This is a genomic window from Photorhabdus laumondii subsp. laumondii, from assembly GCF_003343245.1.
Classification (GTDB): domain Bacteria; phylum Pseudomonadota; class Gammaproteobacteria; order Enterobacterales; family Enterobacteriaceae; genus Photorhabdus; species Photorhabdus laumondii.
Genome location: NZ_CP024901.1, coordinates 2,157,403 through 2,178,315, shown reverse-complemented (window position 1 = coordinate 2,178,315; position 20,913 = coordinate 2,157,403). Strand labels below are relative to the sequence as shown.

22 protein-coding genes and 3 pseudogenes are annotated in these 20,913 nt (G+C 39.1%); 9 read left to right on the top strand and 16 right to left on the bottom strand.

Features of this window, described 5'->3' with window-relative positions:
* Positions 1–271: 271 nt before the first annotated feature.
* Positions 272–589, bottom strand: coding sequence for a conjugal transfer protein TraD (locus PluTT01m_RS09480; protein WP_011146105.1), 318 nt, complete (start codon positions 587–589; stop codon positions 272–274).
* Positions 582–971 carry a hypothetical protein gene (locus tag PluTT01m_RS09475; protein WP_011146104.1) on the bottom strand — a complete coding sequence of 130 codons (390 nt, stop codon included), beginning with the start codon at positions 969–971 and terminating at the stop codon, positions 582–584. The genes PluTT01m_RS09480 and PluTT01m_RS09475 overlap by 8 nt, the downstream gene beginning before the upstream one ends.
* An 800-nt stretch (positions 972–1,771) precedes the next feature.
* Here PluTT01m_RS09475 and mobQ point away from each other — a divergent pair.
* Positions 1,772–3,286 (top strand): MobQ family relaxase, encoded by a 1,515-nt coding sequence (gene mobQ, locus PluTT01m_RS09470; RefSeq protein ID WP_011146102.1) that lies wholly within the window; start codon positions 1,772–1,774, stop codon positions 3,284–3,286.
* Positions 3,287–3,346: 60 nt separating this feature from the next.
* A complete protein-coding gene (locus PluTT01m_RS09465) occupies positions 3,347–5,221 on the top strand; it encodes a KAP family NTPase (protein ID WP_011146101.1) in 1,875 nt (624 codons plus the stop codon).
* Between the two features lie 40 nt (positions 5,222–5,261).
* On the opposite strand, the gene PluTT01m_RS09460 is transcribed toward PluTT01m_RS09465, so the two are convergent.
* The 4 genes and pseudogenes from PluTT01m_RS09460 to PluTT01m_RS09445 form a co-directional block, all read right to left on the bottom strand.
* On the bottom strand, positions 5,262–5,537 hold the full coding sequence (locus tag PluTT01m_RS09460; RefSeq protein WP_041380036.1) for a membrane protein: 276 nt from the start codon (positions 5,535–5,537) through the stop codon (positions 5,262–5,264).
* A 9-nt stretch (positions 5,538–5,546) separates the two neighbouring features.
* Positions 5,547–5,864, bottom strand: a pseudogene (locus PluTT01m_RS09455) (hypothetical protein); the annotation flags it as partial.
* A gap of 14 nt (positions 5,865–5,878) precedes the next feature.
* A pseudogene (locus tag PluTT01m_RS09450) lies at positions 5,879–6,217 on the bottom strand (IS4 family transposase); the annotation flags it as partial.
* On the bottom strand, positions 6,117–6,479 hold the full coding sequence (locus PluTT01m_RS09445; protein ID WP_232507910.1) for a hypothetical protein: 363 nt from the start codon (positions 6,477–6,479) through the stop codon (positions 6,117–6,119). The gene PluTT01m_RS09445 and the pseudogene PluTT01m_RS09450, both read right to left, overlap by 101 nt.
* 121 nt (positions 6,480–6,600) lie before the next feature.
* Here PluTT01m_RS09445 and PluTT01m_RS09440 point away from each other — a divergent pair, with 121 nt between their 5' ends.
* Positions 6,601–7,569, top strand: coding sequence for an IS30-like element ISPlu1 family transposase (locus tag PluTT01m_RS09440; RefSeq protein ID WP_011145223.1), 969 nt, complete (start codon positions 6,601–6,603; stop codon positions 7,567–7,569).
* Between the two features lie 74 nt (positions 7,570–7,643).
* Here the strand turns inward: PluTT01m_RS09440 and PluTT01m_RS09435 are convergent, their stop codons facing one another.
* The 4 genes and pseudogenes from PluTT01m_RS09435 to PluTT01m_RS09420 all read right to left on the bottom strand — a co-directional run bounded on the left by PluTT01m_RS09435 (position 7,644) and on the right by PluTT01m_RS09420 (position 9,748).
* A complete protein-coding gene (locus PluTT01m_RS09435) occupies positions 7,644–7,955 on the bottom strand; it encodes a hypothetical protein (RefSeq protein ID WP_011146099.1) in 312 nt (103 codons plus the stop codon).
* Between the two features lie 87 nt (positions 7,956–8,042).
* On the bottom strand, positions 8,043–8,372 hold the full coding sequence (locus tag PluTT01m_RS09430; RefSeq protein WP_011146098.1) for a hypothetical protein: 330 nt from the start codon (positions 8,370–8,372) through the stop codon (positions 8,043–8,045).
* A gap of 145 nt (positions 8,373–8,517) precedes the next feature.
* Positions 8,518–8,736 carry a helix-turn-helix transcriptional regulator gene (locus tag PluTT01m_RS09425; RefSeq protein ID WP_041380034.1) on the bottom strand — a complete coding sequence of 73 codons (219 nt, stop codon included), beginning with the start codon at positions 8,734–8,736 and terminating at the stop codon, positions 8,518–8,520.
* A gap of 147 nt (positions 8,737–8,883) precedes the next feature.
* Positions 8,884–9,748, bottom strand: a pseudogene (locus tag PluTT01m_RS09420) (DUF6387 family protein).
* A gap of 346 nt (positions 9,749–10,094) precedes the next feature.
* Between PluTT01m_RS09420 and PluTT01m_RS09415 the strand changes: the two are divergent.
* From PluTT01m_RS09415 to PluTT01m_RS09400, 4 genes are all read left to right on the top strand, one after another.
* On the top strand, positions 10,095–10,979 hold the full coding sequence (locus PluTT01m_RS09415) for an IS982-like element ISPlu6 family transposase (protein ID WP_011144786.1): 885 nt from the start codon (positions 10,095–10,097) through the stop codon (positions 10,977–10,979).
* A gap of 390 nt (positions 10,980–11,369) precedes the next feature.
* Positions 11,370–12,422: a dihydroorotase gene (gene pyrC, locus PluTT01m_RS09410; protein WP_011146096.1), complete on the top strand. Its 1,053-nt coding sequence runs from the start codon at positions 11,370–11,372 to the stop codon at positions 12,420–12,422.
* 192 nt (positions 12,423–12,614) lie between these two features.
* Positions 12,615–12,869, top strand: a complete 255-nt coding sequence (gene bssS / locus PluTT01m_RS09405; protein WP_011146095.1) for a biofilm formation regulator BssS — start codon at positions 12,615–12,617, stop codon at positions 12,867–12,869.
* A gap of 203 nt (positions 12,870–13,072) precedes the next feature.
* Complete coding sequence (locus PluTT01m_RS09400; RefSeq protein WP_011146094.1) at positions 13,073–13,675, top strand: response regulator transcription factor; 603 nt, start codon at positions 13,073–13,075, stop codon at positions 13,673–13,675.
* A gap of 45 nt (positions 13,676–13,720) precedes the next feature.
* On the opposite strand, the gene trhO is transcribed toward PluTT01m_RS09400, so the two are convergent.
* On the bottom strand, positions 13,721–14,779 hold the full coding sequence (gene trhO / locus PluTT01m_RS09395) for an oxygen-dependent tRNA uridine(34) hydroxylase TrhO (RefSeq protein WP_011146093.1): 1,059 nt from the start codon (positions 14,777–14,779) through the stop codon (positions 13,721–13,723).
* Positions 14,780–15,022: 243 nt separating this feature from the next.
* The gene (locus PluTT01m_RS09390; protein ID WP_011146092.1) at positions 15,023–15,259 is read right to left on the bottom strand and encodes a DinI family protein; all 237 of its coding nucleotides are present in this window, start codon (positions 15,257–15,259) and stop codon (positions 15,023–15,025) included.
* 286 nt (positions 15,260–15,545) lie between these two features.
* Here PluTT01m_RS09390 and PluTT01m_RS09385 point away from each other — a divergent pair, with 286 nt between their 5' ends.
* Both PluTT01m_RS09385 and PluTT01m_RS09380 read left to right on the top strand, forming a co-directional pair.
* Positions 15,546–16,487, top strand: a complete 942-nt coding sequence (locus tag PluTT01m_RS09385) for a Kdo(2)-lipid IV(A) acyltransferase (RefSeq protein WP_011146091.1) — start codon at positions 15,546–15,548, stop codon at positions 16,485–16,487.
* A 723-nt stretch (positions 16,488–17,210) separates the two neighbouring features.
* On the top strand, positions 17,211–18,749 hold the full coding sequence (locus PluTT01m_RS09380; protein ID WP_011146090.1) for a peptide MFS transporter: 1,539 nt from the start codon (positions 17,211–17,213) through the stop codon (positions 18,747–18,749).
* Positions 18,750–18,956: 207 nt separating this feature from the next.
* Here the strand turns inward: PluTT01m_RS09380 and PluTT01m_RS09375 are convergent, their stop codons facing one another.
* The 4 genes from PluTT01m_RS09375 to PluTT01m_RS09360 all read right to left on the bottom strand — a co-directional run bounded on the left by PluTT01m_RS09375 (position 18,957) and on the right by PluTT01m_RS09360 (position 20,752).
* Positions 18,957–19,283: a HigA family addiction module antitoxin gene (locus tag PluTT01m_RS09375; protein WP_011146089.1), complete on the bottom strand. Its 327-nt coding sequence runs from the start codon at positions 19,281–19,283 to the stop codon at positions 18,957–18,959.
* A 14-nt stretch (positions 19,284–19,297) separates the two neighbouring features.
* On the bottom strand, positions 19,298–19,585 hold the full coding sequence (locus tag PluTT01m_RS09370; protein WP_011146088.1) for a type II toxin-antitoxin system RelE/ParE family toxin: 288 nt from the start codon (positions 19,583–19,585) through the stop codon (positions 19,298–19,300).
* Positions 19,586–19,652: 67 nt separating this feature from the next.
* Positions 19,653–20,360, bottom strand: coding sequence for a helix-turn-helix domain-containing protein (locus PluTT01m_RS09365; RefSeq protein WP_011146087.1), 708 nt, complete (start codon positions 20,358–20,360; stop codon positions 19,653–19,655).
* A gap of 56 nt (positions 20,361–20,416) precedes the next feature.
* Positions 20,417–20,752: a tRNA-binding protein gene (locus PluTT01m_RS09360; protein WP_011146086.1), complete on the bottom strand. Its 336-nt coding sequence runs from the start codon at positions 20,750–20,752 to the stop codon at positions 20,417–20,419.
* Between the last annotated feature and the right edge of the window lie 161 nt (positions 20,753–20,913).

Genomic DNA, 20,913 nt, shown 5'->3' with positions numbered 1-20,913 from the left:
ATTGGGCAGAATACATACCCCCACACTTGGGGCAACTCAATCAGCCCATTGGGCTGTAAACCACTCCCCATATATGGGGCAATCAGACACTTCGTTGAAGTGAATGTTCTCAAGGAACACTTACTAATTATAACATTAAATATCAATTGTCAAATATATTTATCTATTTAAATAAAAGATTATCATAATCGCTTACTCTGGATAAATTTAATCCCCCATAAAAATCTGGAGGATCAAAAAATATTTATCCCACATCGCTTTTATGAGTATATTATTCCTGCCTTCCCACCATATCCTCAGGAAATCTTTTTCCTCGTAACTTAATTCTTGCTTTAGCCTCCACATTAATATTCGAAGCCTGTAATAACATTCCCAATACAAACTCCTTATCGACATCTTCTACTTTACAGCCAACAGCTTTAGCCACTTCTGCCCCTAAAATAATCTTCAGACGTGTTTCAGCACTCTTGGTCAGAGATTTTTCTTTGCTCTTAAGTCGATTCAGATGCATCTGTGCCGAAGCTATTTTTTGTTTAATTGTTTTTTCTATTCGTGGTTTTCTGCTTTTAATATCTCCCTGTTTACTCATCAGAATTCTTCCCTTTTTTCCATTCATTCATGTAAAATGAAAGAAGTATACAAAAAACATCATCATTTCCATTATCAACGGTATGCCAGAACAGTTTGCCGGGAAAGAAACCGATTAAGTTCATCATTGAGATGTTTTCTCCGAGATACATGAGTGAATACAGGTAAGCATCCAGAGACACGCAAAATTTATAATAAGCAGGGAAAGATACGCTGTCATGGCGTTCAAGAAAGTAATCCATAAAGCAACAAAAATAGAATAGCTCATCGTCAAAGTCATCATTGTTGATTTGTATTCGTTTTTCAAATCCAGTGAACGATTTTTTCATCTCCGCTATCTTATTGAAATCCAGCCCCATGAAGTTAATGTATTTATATGTCATTTATTTTTCCTTTTGTTGTTCAATGATTACTCATTGCAATACAATTAAAAAATGAAAAGGTCAAATAATATGACAATGATGTGTTATAAATAATGAAGCAGCTCTGTAAGATTGTTTTAAACAATCACCTGCTGACAGGCTTACCCTGTTAATGATGGGATTTATCCCGAAATAATGGTGTTTTGGTTTTAAAAATGAGATATCAGTAAGCTCAAAATAAAATTATGCAACACAAACGAGTGCAACCACTAACATTGAATGTCTGATACTCTCCGCGTTACTTATTTTATCAAATTAATGAAAACAATTTCATCTATTGTTTTTATATTCTGTTTTCTGACTTTAACCTGTGAATTGTGCAGCACATAAAAGTATCAGTTATTTTCACTATTTCATCTGATTTACGCTTTCCCGCCTTACGGCGGGAAAGAAAACACTACTTTTGCCCTCGCGGGCGCTCTCAGAGACCCAATATAACTACGCTACCTCTGCCGTTCGTCCGATTCCTACCCTATTAATTTCACAGACATTAAAACTAGCGTTATTATTTAAGCATAGAAAAACTTTTTACATTGTCGTTATTTTTAGCTTCTTTAGGAGATATAAAAATAAAGCAATGCCCACCTATACACTCACTTCGTGAGCGTGTGGGGTCTACCGACGGTTGCCTGCCGCAGGCTAAAAGCAAGGTCAACGTCAACACCAGAGTTTTTCTTACGAAAAACTAAAACCTGCATAGTCGCATTGGAGATTTATATTTTGGTTTGATATTTAAATTTATATGAGGTTGTTTATATTGCATGGCTATTTTTCATCTTGATTTTAAAATTGTGAAACGCTCTGAAGGCAAGTCTTCCGTTGCTAAAGCTGCCTATCATGCCCGTTGCAGAATCACAGATGAAAGAACAGGTGATACCTATGATTATAGCCGCCGTACTGATTTATGCGGGCATTTCATATTAGCCCCCGTTAATGCTCCTCAACATATCGTAAAGGACTCCACGGCATTGTGGAATGAAGTTGAAAGAGTTGAACGTCAAAATAACGGACAAACAGCTCGTTATTTCGATGTTGCTATTCCTACCGAGTTAAACAATGATGATAAGAAAAAACTTGTCCTTGAGTATTGTCAGAAAAATTTCGTTGATAAAAGCATGATTGCTGATATCGCTTTCCATGATCTTGATAGTGATAACCCCCACGCTCACGTTATGTTGACATTAAAAACCATTGGCCCGGAAGGTTTTGGTAAAAAAGAAAGAAGCTGGAACGACAGAAAAATGTCTGTGTTGTGGCGTGAATCATGGGCATCGATGGCGAACAGCTTCCTTGCTGCTGCTGGTTCATCAGAACGTATTGATCATCGTTCCCTTCAGGCCCAGCACGAGGAAGCATTGGAAAAAGCAGCAGTAGCTTTAGATAATGAAGAAAAAGCGCTGTGGCTTGCTAAATCCGCCGAAACAAACCGCCCTTCTATGAAGCGTATCCACAGTGCTAAATGGCGTAGTAAAGCAGCTCAGGAACAAAGAGCCGCAGAACAGGCTGTTCGTGATGCTGCCAAGCAAGAAGCCGTTGAAGTCTACAAAACATTCAGTGAACTTGATCTTGAAATCGTCGTTGACGTCAGAAGCTTTACTGTAGCTGTTCTTGCTGAACCAGAAGAAATTGTATTACCTGAATCCCGTACCTGTTCATTGAACGCTGAAGAACTGAAACCTGTTCTGGTCGCTCCGGCTCCTCATACAAGAGCCAGAGGTGTTAAATCTTACCGTGATAAAACAAAAATCAGTAAGGTCGTTGCTGCTAAGAAGCCATATGTAAGTATTTCTGACTCTGGAACAAATACTCTTCTGAAAACAACCTCTTCTAAAACCCCAAAAAGGCCATCCAGAATCGCCCCTGAACATGTTAAAAGGATACAGGCTACTCCACGTCAGGATAATATCTTTAAACGCTTCACTGCTCTTTTAGTTGATTTTATCAGAGATAAATTTATATGGGCTAAAACGAACAAAACTAAAGTTGATATTATCAGTGAAGAACATGATAAACGTATTGCTGAAAACTATGTCTTTGATGAGGTATTAGGCCGTCGTGTTTCACGTAGTGAATATGAGAAACAAGCTAAGTTTAACCACGATGACTATAAGCCAACACCGGATGAGATCAGCCGTTTCCCAAGTCGTATTAATAGCGTTAAATCCGTTAGTGATTACGATAATGGGACGTCACCTTCATTACCACTCGAACTAATTAAGGGGGTAAACTTTCTTAAACTCAAGCCATCAAGCTCTAATATCATTAAGAACAAATGACAATCAAACATTTTTGATATAAAATATAAAAATTACTCAACAGTGAATGGTTTGTAAAAAATGGAACTTAATAAACATATAATTGACAATCTAAATTATTATTTAAATACAAGTGCTCCAGAGTATGCTTTCATGATTACTGGCGGGTGGGGAGCGGGAAAAACCCATTTTATAGAAAGTTTTATAAAGGAATATAATGAAAACGCCGTTGATAATCAGTCTGGAAATAAAATAATAAAAATAAGTTTATTCGGATTTAAAACCACATCCAGTATTGATGAAATGATTTTTCAATCATTACACCCACTATTAGGCCACAGATATACTAAGTTAGCTGGTAATATTCTAAAGGGAGCATTAAAACTCGGTTGTAAGATAGATATAAACGGCGATAGCAAACCAGATATAGATATTAATGCAAGTTTAGATAAAATAAAATTCAGCGACATATTCTCTACTAATACGGATAGCGGAGAGATCATCATAGCTTTAGATGATCTTGAGCGTACTGATATCCCGTTAAAGGAAATTCTGGGATATGTTAATTACCTTGTCGAAATTTCAAAGGTTAAAGTCATTCTCATAGCTAACGAAAAAATTCTATATGAAAAGGATAAATCACACGAGGATAAAACTAAGGATGTTTATTCAAAATTTAAAGAAAAAGTTATCGGTAAGACATTTCAAATCAAGCATAATATTGATAGGGTTTTGAAAGGTTTCCTTGATCAATCAAAATGTGAGTCATTAAAAAGACATAGAGATGTCATTAAAAATATTTATATACGCTCAGAGGATACAAATCTCAGAAAACTCAAGCAAAGTATTTTAGATTTTGGATACATTGCAAATTATATCGATGAAGAACAACTCAAAAATGAAGAGTATTCATCGCTGTTGATTCGTGTTTTCTTTGCTTTATCATTAGAAATGAAAAGTGGTGAGCTAAGCGAGGAAAAATTAAGACATAATGAGCCATTCCAATGTGAAAAAGCCAATAGCGATGGTTCTAAGAATGTATTTCATAAATATGACATTAGTTATAGAAACTTGTATACCGGTGATTTATGGGCTGATATTTTGTTCAAAGGTGATGCAAGTAATTTAAAGTCAGCCACTGATGAACTTGTATATTTTAAACAACCAAAAAACAATGAGCATCCCCTCTGGTTCAAATTATGGAATTTTAACACACTTAATGAGGAGCAGTTTATCTCTCTTACCAATCAGCTTCTTTTGGAGTTCGACTCTCTTCAGGAGGAAGAGCATCAGGTTTACTTACATAAATTAGCCTTAATTATTTACTTCTCAAAAAACGCTCTAATTAGTAAGGAAATCGATGAAATAAATGATACAGTTTATAAATACATTAAAACCTATAAAGATCACTGGGCTATTTTGGACAATCACTCTATTGAAGATATAGTATTTGGAAACAATACTGGCTATAGCTACTACAATGATTCAGATGAAGACTTTAGAAAACTATTTAATTTACTCAAGTCTGAACGTAAATCTATCTCTGACAAATTAAAATACCAAGCAGAAATCATCAGAGCAAATGAAATATTTACATACCTTGCGCAAGGAAACAAGGATGAGCTGATCAATATTTTATATACTGAAAATCAGTTTAAGCCATTTTTCAATAAATTAAATGCTAAAGACTTAGTAAAATGCTTATTACAATCAAGCAATCATATAACATCTTACTTCACTTATATCATAAAAGAACGTTATACATCAGGAGATACACTTAACGGTCTAAAAGCATGTAACTATCTGAAAGTTGAAGAGGGGTTTTGGATTGAGTTACAAAATAAAATCTCGAAAGAAATACCTCGAATGCCGCCCCTAAAAAAACATTTCATGGAACAGCTTGATACAACCATTAAGGAGATAATAACAATCCTATCTTCAGTGCCAAATGTGTAAGATTCTGGGGCAGGACATATTATTGACCAGCCCCTAAAAATTACATTCTTCGCCTGAACACAACATTATCAGAGAAGATCGCCTTACCTTCTATAAAAGCTACAATAAAAATTATTGGCAGGCTGATAGTAGCCCCCGCCGTACCTGTAGACATTCCAATCAGTATAGACAGGCCAAAGGACAGTAAGATAGCTACGGCAGCATACCAGCCGGGGAAGGCTCCATATAAAACAGTCGCCATACAACCGGTACAAACATGCACACCTCGCTGGCTTTCTCGCAGGCAGAAAGGACACTTGATGGTATTGTTTTCCATGATAGCCCCTTAGTTCGCTTTCCAACCATTGCTGGTTTTAACAAGATTCATGGCACCATCAGCAGGTTCATTCATCCCTTTCACACCAGAGAACGCGCTTTTGTCCACCCATGATGGAACATCAGTTAATTTCCATGTATAGGTGACGCGGACAACTTTCTGATTACCATTACCCGGCTCAGTCCATTCCTTCACTTCATCAACAACCCGGCGACCAATACAAACACCTTCTTTGGCATCCCAGATTTTGGCTAGTTTACCTTCATCTGTTATCCCAAGCGTATTGTTATCCCAGCCTTTAACAAAGGCCATTAAGCCCTGTTCTACGAGCTGTCTCTTGATCAGATCTCCAAATCAATTGATTTAGCCAGCAAATAGCCGTCTATCAGGGTTTGCAGCCGAAACCAGCCTTCCCAAAGTCGTTCCCATCCGACTCGACCCGTGCGTTTGGAATCGTACCAGCCGGCCAGTTTTCCCAGATTGATGAAGGCCCAATGCAAACTCGGGGCTTTTTTCGGCACACGGCGTTTTTCTTGTTTTGACCACAGTAATTTCCACGCCAGGGGGCTTAATACTGTCTCACAGCTCTCTTTCTCTGCCTCTTCTTTGTTCAGACCCATAAAACGCAGCTGGTGTATTCGTACCGCAATAAAGGCCAGCAGCACTATCATTACGTACAAGTCGTTCTGCTATTTCCTCGTAGTTAACCTCATCAATATTTCCTTGATTACCTTCCTGCGTAGTAAACTTGTCAAAGTTATGACAAATATGATTAATCATGAGCCGTATAAATGCACTCATAAAATCAGCATCATCGACAAGATGCGAAATGCTATCACTACACATATCCTGCATAACTTCCCAGCTTGCTTCAAATGAACGTTTAGCAAGATCATAAAATAACTCTGTAGATGTATTTTCAATTTCAATGTTTTTTGACATGACAACTCCTCATATTAAAATGATATATATTTAACTGGCGGATTCGACTAATAAGTGCAATTTTTCAGAAGGGCGGTCAGTTGCTATAGTAGGCATCTTTCTCGCCAAAGGAAAATGCACTATGGCCTATACACAACTGACCGAAACAGAAAGATACCAGATTTCCAGTTTAAGAGAAGCGGGTTTTTCACAGCTTTTTATTGCGAAGTCACTTAAGCGAAGCCCATCGACCATCAGCAGAGAATTGAAGAGAAATCAAGAAGTCCAGACATACTGCCCTGAACAGGCTCATTTGAAGGTATTGGCGCGTCGTCATTTTGCTAAAAAGGCCGTGAAAATAACGCCGGAAGTAAAAAGATGGATAAAACGGTTAATTTGGAAAGATTTAAGCCCTGAACAGGTGGCTGATTATTTGAAGCAACATAAAGGGATATCTTTGCATCATGAGACGATTTATAGACTGATTTATCAAGATAAAAGAGAGGGGGGTGATTTATGGCAACATCTGCGAATAGCCAGAAAACCCTATCGCAAACGCTATGGTCGCTATGAAAGAAGAGGTAAAATTAAAAATCGGGTCAGTATTGATGAACGCCCGGAAATTGTTGATAAAAAAGAACGTATTGGGGACTGGGAAGGAGATACGATAATAGGGAAAGATAAAAAAAGTGTCTTATTAACATTGGTTGACCGCAAGACGCTGTATACAATTATCGTTAAACTTGATAGCAAGCAGGCATCAGAAGTCGCGAAAGCAGCAGTGAAAGTATTATACCCGTTAAAACAAAAGGTTAAGACCATCACGTTCGATAACGGTTTGGAGTTCGCAGATCATGAAATCATCGGTGAAGAATTAGAAACCCAAATTTACTTTGCTCACCCTTATTCGCCTTGGGAAAGAGGGATCAATGAGAATATCAATGGGTTAATCAGACAATACTTTCCAAAGGGAACCAATTTTAATGAAATCTCTGATCAGGAAATAAATTTTGTGGTAAACCGATTAAATAATCGTCCTCGAAAAACACGGGGTGGGAAAACACCGAATGAATTATTTAAAGGAATACGAACATGTTTACTTCCAGATTAACGATGTTGCACTTATTATGTGAATCCAAGACTTTATTTTTATTCGGCCCAATGACAGGGCCTAAATAAACCAGACTACTTTTGAGACTCTTTCATAAAACCTTTATCCTGATGATATGCTTTCAGCCTTTCCATCACATAAGCAAGATCAACCAGTTTTACTGATACACCTTCAGCGCCGGGGTGATGCCGCTCGACCAATGGTAAATGTGATTTAGCTTTTTTGATACATTCTTTAAAAACAACTCCCATGAAAGCTTCATCATTACATAGTGCTTCAATCTCATCAGGACGCTCGTTCATGGCAGTGCGCATTCTTAGATCATAAAATATCGTCATCAAATGGAAAAAACATCTATTCGATTCGGTCTTAAGTTCTTTATTCATATTTATATCCTCATGGTTAGATACAGATTTATATTCTCTTTCGTTGCTATTAGCCCCTTGCGGGGCCAAATAGAGATAACAGAACTATTAGTCTGAGTTTAACATCACATTATGCATAAACCTCAGATTGACTTTGACCTCATCGAAAAACACCTCTTTTAGAGATCCTGCGCTTTTGTTTTTTTTCAGGAACTGACTAAATCCCTCCTTACTGTTTTCTATTACTTTATCAAAAACATCATCCATATATTTCATGTCCGCAATATTTTTAAAGAATCGGCTCCCCATGTATTCCTGCATATTATTGATATAAAGCTCATAACCTTCAAATGCTTTAACAATAAACAGTCTGGTTGATTCATTGGTGACTGTTATCACATGAGTTTCAGTTATTGTATTATTCATATTCATATTCATATTCATTTCCTTCTATAATTTGAGTGAAAATATCCCTACAGAAAACCTGTATTATTTTATTTCGGTAAGGAATGTCGTTAATAGCAAACTTCTTTTTTCAGATTTTACATAAAACCTCCTTATATTATTATATTAACAGTATCTATTAAACTGCTTGAGTACGTGATGCCTGAATAACCTTTTCGATCCATGCATCAATCTCACTTTCAATAAATGCTATAGAACGCAATCCGGTTTTAACTTGTTTAGGAAATTTACCCGCTCTTATAAGGGTATATATCCACGTTTTACCAAACCCCGTTCTTCTGATTACTTCGGGCAAACGAATAAGTTTCTGATGTTTGTCTGTTTTGATTTGGACCATGTTTATCTCCTGTGTTGTTCGATGGAGATAATTCTAGGATTTTGGCTGGTTCTAAACTAGGGACGTTCGCAAATCCCGAACTTCGCGGAAACTGGTAGAGGGGAAGTAGTTATAGGGATACTCACAGATAGTGAACATCCCTTGTGTTTACTTTTTGTCTTTATCAGGGGGCTTTATCGTTGATTTTTATGACTTCAGTGATCTTCCAGTCCTTTAACAGGATGTTTTTTATATAGAAATCATTCAAAACCTTGAAATACTCATCCTTATCGAGATAGCTTTTCGCGTAATCATAATCAGTATCTTTGATGTGATCACGGCTCCGAACCCCGCCAGTACCATGCAGGATGTCAGCTAAAATGTTGAACGGTATGTTCTTACCTTCGTTGTAGGTCTGTTCCCATGAGATCAAATCCATTAAAGGGATGACTTTGTAATCAAGTATTCTTTGAAAGGTCTTATGACCAAAACGAAAAGATCGTTTAGGTGGTTTTGCCGTTTTAAGGTGCTTTTGCCATAGAGCAATCAGCACTTTCAGGTGTTCTGCGAGATCGTCACTGCTGGCTTGTTCCAAGTCAATTTCGATCAGCATCTTGTTAGTAGGGTTCATGCCTCCTTGTTTCAGATACTCAGAGATGTAGTCAGAACTCACTGCAACAGGATCTGTTTGCTCAGAAGTCTCCAGTCGATACATCGCCCGTCCATAGTTAAACAATGCACCTCTGGTCATTGGTCTGACAGCATAGCTATGTGAGAGTCTCTGATTATCTGAAATCCATTTCGATTCAAGTATCACATCACCGCATCGGATTGTTGCCTCATGGTATATAGCTTGCATTTGATTATTTTTGCCTGCTGTATCCCATTGCTGCCTTGTTTTGTAAGCAAACATCCGTCTTTCAAGTTCAGCATAGATTTGCTCTAAAGTAAGATCTTTCAGGGCATCATATCGGCGTACATCAAACCAAGATAAGGCTGTCCTGATATCGTCCATTTCCTTTTGAGTAGTCATTGTTCTTGTCCTGCCGATTACATTCATGTTTCATAAAAGTTAGCCCATTCAACATGATAGAGAAAGTGAAAATGAGGGGAAGGTTTTCAAAATGGTGTGATGACAGACAAGTAACCTTGAAGATGAGCAATCTCATCTTGACTAAACATCTTTTATTTACTAAACAATAACTAATTGTTTTATATCAATTACTTTCAGAAAAATAACAGCAATATCGTATTGACAGAGAAAGTAAGAAATGGCGTTCATAGTTAACCCGAATTCTGGATAAGAAATTGACGAGAAGCCTGTTCCAGGAGCAAAGTTTTGGTGTGCACCAAAAACAGCTCCGAGGGGGGAACAGGCTATGGACAACTTAGTTGAAATTTTCTGTGATGTCGATGATTTTTGCCGTTTTTTCATCCCTCAATGGGAACAATTTTGTCTCGATAGCGGGCATCGTTTACGCCGCCGACAAGGTCATATGTATCCCAGTGAAATCATGACCATTTTGATCCTTTTTCATATGTCGCATTACCGTGATTTTAAACATTTTTATCTAGAACATATTTGGAAATATCACCATAAGGATTTTCCAACCTTGCTTAGCTATCCTCGTTTTGTCAGTGTGGCTCCTTCCGTTTTGGTGCCATTATGCAGCTATCTGACTCAATTAAAAGGGAAACCCACAGGCATTGCTTTTATTGATTCCACCCGTTTGAGTGTCTGCCATAACATTCGCATCCCTCGACATAAGGTCTTTGCGGGGATAGCAAAGCGCGGAAAAAATTCAATGGGCTGGTTTTACGGTTTCAAATTACACCTGGTTGTCAATCATCAGGGTGAAATTCTCGCGCTTAAAGTGACTCCGGGTAATGTGGATGATCGGGAACCTGTTCGTGAATTATCAAAAGAATTAACGGGTTCTCTTTACGGTGACAAAGGTTACCTCAGCCAGGAATTGGCGGACGATTTAGCTAAAACCGATGTCACTTTCATCACGAAAAAACGGCGTAACATGAAAGCGAGTATGCAAGCTGAGTGGGATAAGATAATGTTAAAAAAGCGTTTTATCATTGAAACGATTAATGGGCAATTAAAAACTCTTTCTCAAATAGAGCATTCCCGCCACCGAAGTATAAAAGGCTTTCTGTTGTGCGTTTTAGGTGGATTGATTGCTTACTGCCTTAAATTGAAGAAGCCATCACTGAAAGTTTTCTACTCAGAAGACGATTTTTCAATGACGGATTAAGCAGAATTCGGGTTAGTTAGATAGTTATGACAACAACCAGTTGTTTTTAATTGACATTTTTATCATAAGAAAACAATAATGATGGTAAATATGTTGGTAAATAATCATGTTATTTTCACAATGGCAGTAATAATAGGAGATACAGATGAAGTTCGAGTCCAGTCAGAGGAGCCAACTTCATTTATTTTTTACCCTCATATTTCATTTTTCCTTTGTTATAAGAAAATCCACCTCTGACTACCCTAACCTAGTTGATTTGGCTGAATTTTTTTCTAAAACTTATATTCATTAATAGCTATTCAACCATTTTAGCTTTATCATCCATTCCCGGCCTGGATATGCTGAACTCAGCATCTTCATTCCTATCATATATACTGGAGCCGGTTTCTCATGACCACTGAATCATACACAATAAAAATCCGCCGCCCTGATGACTGGCACATCCATTTTCGTGATGGTGAAATGCTAAGAACTGTCGTTCCCTACACCAGTCATTACTTTGGCCGAGCTATCGTCATGCCTAATCTGCTTACGCCGATTACAGAAGTGGTCAGTGCCAAGGCTTATAGAGGCAGAATACTGGCAGCTATTCCCGAAGGAGATAATTTCCAGCCTCTTATGACTTGTTATCTTACTGACACGACTGAAAGCTCTCAGATAGAAATTGGTTATAAAGAAGGCATTTTTACCGCTTGCAAGCTCTACCCTGCCAATGCCACAACCAATTCAAGTCACGGCGTCTCTGATATAAAGAATATTTATCCACTATTAGCCGTGATGGAAAAACTGGGGATGCCTCTGCTCGTCCACGGTGAGGTTACTGCTTCTCATATTGATATTTTCGATCGAGAAGCCCGTTTTATTGAACAAGTCATGGAACCACTACGTAATCAATTCCCAGCACTGAAAGTTGTGTTTGAACACATAACTACCAAAGAAGCCGCACAATATGTGCTGGAAGGCAATAACAATCTGGCAGCAACATTAACTCCACAGCATCTCATGTTCAATCGCAACCATATGCTAGTTGGTGGGATTCGGCCACACCTATACTGTCTGCCTGTGCTAAAACGCAATGTGCATCAAGAGGCTTTACGGGCAGCCGTCGCCAGTGGCTGTGATCGCTTCTTTCTAGGTACAGACTCAGCACCACATGCACAACAAAAGAAAGAATCCTCTTGTGGTTGTGCCGGCGTCTTTAACGCACCATCAGCGCTACCTGCTTATGCAACAGTGTTTGAGGAGATGAATGCATTACCGCATTTTGAAGCTTTCTGTTCACTTAATGGCCCTAAATTTTACGGGCTACCTGTCAATGAAGGCTTTATTGAACTAACTCGCAAACCTTCTACCGTCATTGAACACATTGATTGCAATAATGAAAAACTTATTCCATTTTTGGCTGGCGAAGATGCCCGCTGGGATGTGAAAGTAACAGACTGATATAACATGGGGATGGTCATCATCCCCATTAATTTACATAGTTACCAACACACCAACTCATAATTCCTAACAAAAAACCTTCTTACTTTCATTAAAAAGCATATACTAACTAATGACTCATTCAGGAATGAGGTAGTTTGCTCTTAGTCAATGATATTAATAAATAATGCAGTGATCTGATTAGGAGGTTTTATGGGCAGTAAAGATGAAGTTATTCAAACGCATCCTGTTGTAGGCTGGGATGTCAGTACCGTCGATACATATGATGCAGTGATGCTACGCCTTCACTATTTGTCCTCCCAAGATCAAACACCAGAACATGTCATGGTAGATCGAACCTTATGGTTGACAACTGACATTGCAAAGCAATTGATATACATCCTCCAGGCAGGAATTGAAAAGATCGAATCTTCAGAATACAGCGATCTAAACCATACAAAACATTAATAATCTTAAACCCGGACACCCGTATAAATGGGTGTCCGGTTAGGAGACGCATCGATTCATCTCAAAGATTTTGTCTGGAATACCATATCACTATATAATAATTTCGGATTAAGCTAACTTAACCATCAAATTTGCCGAGTTGACTACTGATAGATGGGGCGTTTATTGTGAGTTTGGCCAAACAGGAACAGGGATGTGCAATAATGAAAATCTTAATTGTTGAAGAGTGCTATTATACCCGTTCAGGTATCAGAGAGTTTTTAAAGAAAAATGATAATGTCGAAGATCTTGAAATTGTTGACTCACCTTCAATTAATGAGGCGATAAATATTGTAACTCATTTTGCTCCTGATATCGTTTTAGCTAACTTGACACATTATTGTCATCATGCCAGTTACTGTTCCGATTTACAGAAATTTATAACTCTTACAGATAACACTCGTATTTATATATACCTTAATAGCGCCTATCCTTATTGTGACAATTATATTACATTGAAAGATAATGCTGTTATTCTGGCAAAGAGAAATCTTACCTATCTGCTTAATAAAATTAGCAAAACCACATTGCAAGAAATTCAGAGACACAGAGCAACAATCGACCAGTATTGCTCTATTTTCAGCCCTCAAGAGCATAAAGTTATCGATTACTGGATGAAAGAAATCCCTAATTACCAGATATCCCAAAAGTTAAAAATCAGTAATAGCACAGTCTATTCTCATAAAAGACACATTACTGAAAAAATCAATGTGCGTAATAGAATTGAACTCTGCTTTATTTACAATGTATTTAAATATCTCTATTAATCAAATCAACTGGCACATTGATCTCTGTGCCAGCGATTAATCACGTTATTCAACAGACTGTAGTGAAGTACTGTTCAACCCATCCTGTAGACGGTGCCGGGATTTATTAAATATTTTTGCTCCATTTTCACGACCAGCACGGCGAGCACGCTGCTCGGTTTCCGGTAACCTGACTTCTTCTCTGCACATTTCACTACAACAGCCTTCAAATTTAGTTGCACACTCTGGACACTGAATAAATAGCAAGTGGCAACCTTCATTTTTACAATTAGTATGACTGTCGCAAGACACGCCACATTGATGGCAATGAGCAATCACATCGTCTGAAATACGCTCTCCCATCCGCTCATCAAAGACAAAGTTTTTACCAACAAAACGTACCGGTAATCCCTGTTCTCTCGCTTTACGAGCATATTCGATAATACCGCCCTCTACGTGATAGACGTTTTTAAAGCCATTGTGCAGCATATAAGCACTGGCTTTTTCACAGCGAATACCACCAGTGCAGTACATTACAATATTTTTATCCTTATTATCCTGCAACATTTCCGCAACCATTGGCAACTGTTCACGGAATGTATCAGAAGGAACTTCAATTGCATTTTCAAAATGCCCAACTTCATATTCATAGTGATTGCGCATATCGACAAATAGCGTATCAGGATTATCCAGCATCTGGTTGACCTGCTCTGCTTTAAGGTACTCGCCGGTTTTTGATGGATCAAAAGTTTCATCATCAATCCCATCAGCCACTACACGATCACGTACTTTCATACGCAAAACCCAGAAAGATTTCCCATCATCATCAAGCGCAATATTCAGCCTCAAATTATCCAATGCAGGATCAACGCTATACAATAACGCCTTGAATGCTTCCAAATTATGAGTTGGTAAACTTATCTGAGCATTAATCCCCTCTTTAGCAATATAAACCCGGCCAAATACTGAGAGGTCGGTAAATTGTTGATACAAGCTGTTACGAAAATCCAGAGGATTTAAGATGTTAAAATATTTGTAAAAAGAGATGGTCGTACGAGGTTGGGTCTCCGCCAACATACGTGCTTTCAGCTCTTTATTAGAAATGCGGTTGTGTAACACTGGCATGGTGTACTTTCCTGAATTTCAAGTCATAAAATAGGGATGTATAAGTGATAGCCTCCGCTATCAAGCGTAATATACCTGTTATCTTTCAAGTTGCCTCTTTGTTGGCTGCACTCGCTCACCCCGGTCACATAGTTACCTATGCTTCCAGGGATTCGCTCCCTTGCCGTCGCGATGCATCTTGAAATCTATAGGGTATATGATAACGAAAATGATTTTCAACGAGTAGTCATTTGTAACTCTCTATCAAGGCTGGAACCAATCATCAGCGCTTTCCCATGTCTCTTGTAGAATCTCTTCAACAGCTTTCCTGTCATCAGGAGTGCCACCACGAACAGACAGCCCATCATGACTTGCCAACTTCACATTGGTTTTAATATCAGGCCAGCGACGTTTAAGACGGTTATCTAGTTCTACAGCAAGCGCAGGGACAGCACCTTTTGGCAGTTTTTTAGATTTATCGATCGTAACTTCTACATGCATAATTACATGCATAATTACATGCATAATTTTTCCCTCCACAAACAATACTGTTCATATAAACAGTAATATTATCTACATAAATTGTAAATAGCTCTGTAAAACTATTTTAATTTTTATTTATCAGTAAATTACGAGCTATCACTCTTTACCAATGACAAAAGCTAAGTGCACCAAAATCAAGATCATAAACATTTCATACTTGAAAACTTCGATATCCCGTCAAAAAATGTCACAATAAGGAAATTGTTTTGTCCATCTTGTTGGAACTATAAAAACCTGAGAATCCATGATACAAGCGCCTTCTTTTCAACGTTCACTACTGCATCCCCGTTATTGGCCTACTTGGTTTGGTATCAGTCTGCTTTACTTACTGGTGCTGCTCCCCTATCCCATTATTTACCGGATAGGCACTCGTCTGGGCCGATTTTCTATGCACTTTCTGAAAAAACGTGCCAAAGTTGCCGAAAGAAATCTTGAGCTATGTTTTCCTGATATGCCACAAGAGGAGCGCAACGCGCTATTAATAAAAAACTTTGAATCCGTCGGAATGGGAATATTTGAAACGGGCATGGCTTGGTTTTGGCCTGACTGGCGGATAGAACGCTGGTTTAAAGTGACTGGGCAAGAAAACATTCAGAAAATTCAAACTACTGGGCAAGGAATTATTGTTATTGGTATCCATTTCCTGACACTGGAACTCGGTGCCCGCATTCTCGGTTTGCTCAATCCTGGCATTGGCGTCTACCGACCAAATGATAATCCAGTTATGGATTGGCTACAAACATGGGGACGACTGCGCTCCAACAAATATATGCTGGATAGAAAAGATGTCAAAGGCATGATCCGCTGTCTGAAAAATGGCGAAATTGTCTGGTACGCCCCCGATCATGATTACGGCCCACGAAAAAGTGTATTTGCACCACTATTTGCTGTAGAACACGCTGCAACCACCACCGGCACGTCGATACTTGTGCGCCTCGCTGATCCGGCAATGATCCCCTTTACTCCCCGTCGTCTGCCTGATGGAAAGGGTTATGAACTGATTATTCAACCAACAGTGGCAGGATTTCCAAAAGATGATGAAGTGAAAGCGGCTGCTTTCATGAATAGAGTTGTCGAACAGGAAATTTTACAGGCACCTGATCAATATATGTGGTTGCATCGTCGCTTTAAAACCCGGCCTAAGGGGATGCCTTCTCTCTACGGGCAAGCTGATAAAATCCATTAAATCTATTCATGGCTGTTTCTTTATCCAGGAAACAGCCATAATCACTTTGGTATCCCTCAATAATTGACTATCTCATTTCAATGCTGATGCCATATTTTTTAATTTAATTTTTTTCCAATTTTTATATAAGAAATAAGGATTCATTTAAAATTTCAAAATAAATACTAAATTGACAATCAAATCACGTTACTTTTCTTACCCTTCATTATTACCGTTAATATCTAGCCTTTGAAAAGATACCTTATATACCCGTTATCCTTCAAGTTGCCTCTTTGTTGGCTGCGCTCGCTCACCCCGGTCACATAGTTATCTATGCTCCCGGGGATTCACTCCCTTGCCGTCGCGATGCATCTTGAAATCCATTGGGTATATATTACCGTTATTATTTAATTTATTATTTTAAAATATTTTTTCCATAAAAAAACATCGAATATAAATAGAAATAAGTCAATAGGTTTTATCCTCATTTTAGCCTATTAATTATGAGAAATGAGATTTATGTCGGATTTTGCTCTGAAATATGGAATATAAAGTAAGAGATATCCTACTTGTTAATAAAATTGATCGAAAAATATGTTAAAAATATATTAACAAGATAGGACATTATTTAATAAAAACGTGGCTTTTTTGTTTGCTCTAAACCTAAATTTAAAAGAGCTTTTTAAAAGCTTTATTTGTCACACACACTGCACTCTTAGAGTGTAGTCTTATAGGAAAACTTAGATGCAATCCTCCATTAACAATACGAAAACCAGAACTTTCTTTGGACATCCTTATCCATTAAGTTCTTTGTTCTTCACAGAAATGTGGGAACGTTTCTCTTACTACGGCATTCGTCCACTGCTGATCTTATTCATGGCTGCAACCATCTATGATGGTGGTATGGGTATTCCTCGTGAACAGGCCGCTGCCATTGTCGGTATCTTTGCAGGTAGTGTGTATCTGACCGCACTACCCGGTGGTTGGCTGGCGGATAACTGGTTAGGCCAACGTCAAGCAGTCTGGTATGGCTCAATCATTATTGCACTAGGGCACTTGTCTATCGCTCTTTCCGCTTTCTTCAGTCATTATTTGTTCTTTATTGGCTTATTACTGATCGTATTAGGTACAGGACTGTTTAAAACCTGTGTCACCGTGATGGTCGGAACTCTGTATAAAAAAGATGATCCACGTCGTGATGGTGGTTTTTCCCTATTTTATATGGGAATTAATATCGGTTCCTTCATTGCTCCTCTGACTACAGGCTTGCTGGTTCGTGACTATGGCTGGCACTGGGGTTTTGGTATCGGAGGGTTGGGGATGCTAGTTGCCCTATTGATATTCCGTTTCTACACGATCCCTTTGATGCGTCAGTATGATAAAGAAGGTGGTTTGGATTCAAGCTGGGACCACCCTACAGTGAAGCGTGAAAACGTCGGCAAATGGGTCTTTACCACTGTTATCGCTATCATTGCTATTATTGCTCTGCTAATCCTTGGTGTAATTCCATTCAATCCGGTAGCCGTAGCCAGCGCAATGGTCTATGTGATCTCATCCTGTGTAACACTTTACTTTGCCTATTTGTTCCTGTTTGCCGGCTTAAGCAGTAGTGACCGTTCGCGCCTGCTGGTCTGTTTTATCCTGCTGGTATCTGCTGCATTCTTCTGGTCTGCATACGAGCAAACACCAACGTCATTCAACCTGTTCGCCAATGATTATACTAACCGTATAGTGATGGGGTTTGAGATCCCGACAGTATGGTTCCAGTCAATTAATGCACTGTTTATTATCCTGCTGGCCCCCGTATTCAGTTGGTTCTGGCCCAGATTAGCAAAAAACAACATCAACCCGAGCAGCATTAGTAAATTCATTATTGGTATTCTGTTCGCTGCCGGTGGTTTTGGCGTGATGATTCTGGCTGCGCAAAATGTGCTGGCAACCGGTGAAACCGTTTCTCCTTTCTGGCTGATATCAAGTTCTCTGTTTCTGACACTCGGTGAGCTGTGCCTTAGCCCCATTGGGCTCGCAACGATGACAATACTGGCCCCATCTCGAATGCGCGGTCAGGTCATGGGCTTGTGGTTTTGTGCAAGTGCTTTGGGCAATCTAGCTGCTGGCTTAATTGGTGGACATGTGCGCGCTGACCAACTGGACAACCTACCTGATCTGTTCTCCCGTGTATCTTTGGCACTGGTTATTTGTGCAGCCGTATTAATGGTATTAATTGTCCCTATTCGCCGCCTGCTTAACAGTGCTGATAAATCAGAAGCGAAAGCTCAATAATATTTATACCCGTTATCTTTCAAGTTGCCTCTTTGTTGGCTGCACTCACTCACCCCGGTCACATAGTTCTCTATGCTCCCGGGGATTCGCTCCCTTGCCGTCGCGATCCATCTTGAAATCCATAGGGTATATCACTCACGTAAAGCTATCTCATCATAAGATGGCTTTACGTATTTCAACGCATTCGTATTCTTAAAAACAAACACATTAGTGCATTGCCGCTGTAACTGATAGCTTAACTATCTGTTTTACATTCAGTGATTCCGCTTGATAGGCATGATTACGCACATCCCACAGTTCAACTGAATGTTGAATATTAAGCCAAAACTCCGCTGTATTGCCCAAAGCCGCTGCCAATTTGATCGCCATAGGAACGGTTAGCGAACCTTTATCATGCACAATTCTACTTAATGTATTGCGGTGAACACCCATAGCTTCCGCAAGCACATTAATTTCGATATTCAAAGGCACCAGAAACTCACTCACCAATATTTCACCCACTGTTGCAGGGCGACGTTTTGTATTCCTCATCATTTATTTCCCTCAGTTTAATAGTTATGAGGATCCAGATATGTATCAACCGCAATACCATCAATCCATTGAAAAATAAGCCTATATTGCTTATTTACTCTTATTGAGCACCATCCCCTCAAATAGCCATTCAAGTATTCAAAATGGTTTCCCGGAGGGATTCTTAAATCAGCCTCTTTAACCGAAGCATCCAAAATTTGTAGTTTTCTGTATAACGCACGCTGTAAAGATGCAGGTATGCATTTGTGCGGTAAATCTTGTTCATAAAATCTTTCTAGCCATCCATCCCTGAATTCAACAGCCATAACATCCTCGTTGTTTGTATATTACGCACAATCACATTGTGCATCAAGTCATAAAATGCTGAAAATATCATTTGCCTTTACGCAACCTGGCTGGAGTACAACCATAATGTTGACTAAATGCAAAAGTAAAAGCTGACTGGGAGGCATAACCAGACAGAAAAGCAATGTCAGCCAAAGTCCTATCACTGTAAGCCAACAAATTATAGGCAAATTCCATCCGGCACGTTTTTAAATAAGCCATTGGACTCATCCCTGTTGCATTAAAAAGTTTACGATGCAAGGTACTGGCAGATACTGCGCAAATATTAGCCATATCCATCACCGTCACTTTCTCATGCAGACGCCCAACAAGCCCCCGATGTAGTTTAACTATCAACGCTGAAGATGAACCTACTTGTGGTAGCTGAGCGAGCAGCAAACGGGCAGCATCAGCGTGATTAGCCGGTGGTTGCGGGTAATCATGTAACCACTTAATAAGAGCAAGCACAGAATCAGGTAATGGTTGCCAGAAAGCATCACTATGTAATGGATTAAACAGTGCCGAAGGCAACTCCAGCACCAATTGCTGATTTTCACCACTAGCGAAAAAGCTGTGTTTCGCATCCGGTGGGATCATCACAACATTTCCAAAACTAACGGTACGTTGTTGTCCTTCTACGTTTAACTCAAGTTGCCCGTTATAGCCAAAAACGAACTGCCATAACCCTTGGTGGCTATGGCTAATAGTTTCGGCAGAATACCGGCGTAAATGTAATGAAGGTAATTGAACAGCCATATTCATTGTCGCTGATTAAAATAAACTCCATTCATTCGACAACAAAATAGTGTGATTTACAATAACTTATGACCATTTGGGACAGGAAGAGTAAATTCTGCGATCACCACCGCACCATTTTCATCCACACTGCCGGTCAGCAATACTTCCGATTTGACACCAGCAATCCGCTTTGGTGGAAAATTGCACACACAAAGAACCTGACGGCCAATTAATTGTTCAGGTGTATAATGCACCGTTATCTGGGCACTTGAGCTTTTAACGCCCAATTCGCCAAGATCAATTTGTAATTTATAGGCAGGTTTGCTGGCTTGAGGATTCAATTCTACTGAAATAATTGTGCCAACCCGCATGTCGACTTTCTCAAAGTCAGTCCATTCGATCTTTTCCATATATTCTTCTCCTTTAGTGCGAAGTCATTATACCCGTCATCTTTCAAGTTGCCTCTTTGTTGGCTGCACTTACTCACCCCGGTCACATCGTTATCTGTGTTCCCGGGGATTCGCTCCCTTGCCATCGCGATCCATCTTGAAATCCATAGGGTATATAATCA

What these genes read in the sequence shown, in the direction of transcription:
- PluTT01m_RS09360 (WP_011146086.1), bottom strand. Translation starts at nt 20,752, where the DNA reads ATGGAAAAGATCGAATGGACTGACTTTGAGAAAGTCGACATGCGGGTT.
- PluTT01m_RS09465 (WP_011146101.1), top strand. Translation starts at nt 3,347, where the DNA reads ATGGAACTTAATAAACATATAATTGACAATCTAAATTATTATTTAAAT.
- PluTT01m_RS09430 (WP_011146098.1), bottom strand. Translation starts at nt 8,372, where the DNA reads ATGAATATGAATATGAATAATACAATAACTGAAACTCATGTGATAACA.
- bssS (WP_011146095.1), top strand. Translation starts at nt 12,615, where the DNA reads ATGGGCAGTAAAGATGAAGTTATTCAAACGCATCCTGTTGTAGGCTGG.
- trhO (WP_011146093.1), bottom strand. Translation starts at nt 14,779, where the DNA reads ATGCCAGTGTTACACAACCGCATTTCTAATAAAGAGCTGAAAGCACGT.
- PluTT01m_RS09415 (WP_011144786.1), top strand. Translation starts at nt 10,095, where the DNA reads ATGGACAACTTAGTTGAAATTTTCTGTGATGTCGATGATTTTTGCCGT.
- PluTT01m_RS09400 (WP_011146094.1), top strand. Translation starts at nt 13,073, where the DNA reads ATGAAAATCTTAATTGTTGAAGAGTGCTATTATACCCGTTCAGGTATC.
- PluTT01m_RS09375 (WP_011146089.1), bottom strand. Translation starts at nt 19,283, where the DNA reads ATGATGAGGAATACAAAACGTCGCCCTGCAACAGTGGGTGAAATATTG.
- PluTT01m_RS09390 (WP_011146092.1), bottom strand. Translation starts at nt 15,259, where the DNA reads ATGCATGTAGAAGTTACGATCGATAAATCTAAAAAACTGCCAAAAGGT.
- PluTT01m_RS09370 (WP_011146088.1), bottom strand. Translation starts at nt 19,585, where the DNA reads ATGGCTGTTGAATTCAGGGATGGATGGCTAGAAAGATTTTATGAACAA.
- PluTT01m_RS09385 (WP_011146091.1), top strand. Translation starts at nt 15,546, where the DNA reads ATGATACAAGCGCCTTCTTTTCAACGTTCACTACTGCATCCCCGTTAT.
- PluTT01m_RS09440 (WP_011145223.1), top strand. Translation starts at nt 6,601, where the DNA reads ATGGCCTATACACAACTGACCGAAACAGAAAGATACCAGATTTCCAGT.
- PluTT01m_RS09480 (WP_011146105.1), bottom strand. Translation starts at nt 589, where the DNA reads ATGAGTAAACAGGGAGATATTAAAAGCAGAAAACCACGAATAGAAAAA.
- PluTT01m_RS09475 (WP_011146104.1), bottom strand. Translation starts at nt 971, where the DNA reads ATGACATATAAATACATTAACTTCATGGGGCTGGATTTCAATAAGATA.
- PluTT01m_RS09445 (WP_232507910.1), bottom strand. Translation starts at nt 6,479, where the DNA reads ATGTCAAAAAACATTGAAATTGAAAATACATCTACAGAGTTATTTTAT.
- PluTT01m_RS09380 (WP_011146090.1), top strand. Translation starts at nt 17,211, where the DNA reads ATGCAATCCTCCATTAACAATACGAAAACCAGAACTTTCTTTGGACAT.
- PluTT01m_RS09425 (WP_041380034.1), bottom strand. Translation starts at nt 8,736, where the DNA reads ATGGTCCAAATCAAAACAGACAAACATCAGAAACTTATTCGTTTGCCC.
- PluTT01m_RS09460 (WP_041380036.1), bottom strand. Translation starts at nt 5,537, where the DNA reads ATGGAAAACAATACCATCAAGTGTCCTTTCTGCCTGCGAGAAAGCCAG.
- mobQ (WP_011146102.1), top strand. Translation starts at nt 1,772, where the DNA reads ATGGCTATTTTTCATCTTGATTTTAAAATTGTGAAACGCTCTGAAGGC.
- pyrC (WP_011146096.1), top strand. Translation starts at nt 11,370, where the DNA reads ATGACCACTGAATCATACACAATAAAAATCCGCCGCCCTGATGACTGG.
- PluTT01m_RS09435 (WP_011146099.1), bottom strand. Translation starts at nt 7,955, where the DNA reads ATGAATAAAGAACTTAAGACCGAATCGAATAGATGTTTTTTCCATTTG.
- PluTT01m_RS09365 (WP_011146087.1), bottom strand. Translation starts at nt 20,360, where the DNA reads ATGGCTGTTCAATTACCTTCATTACATTTACGCCGGTATTCTGCCGAA.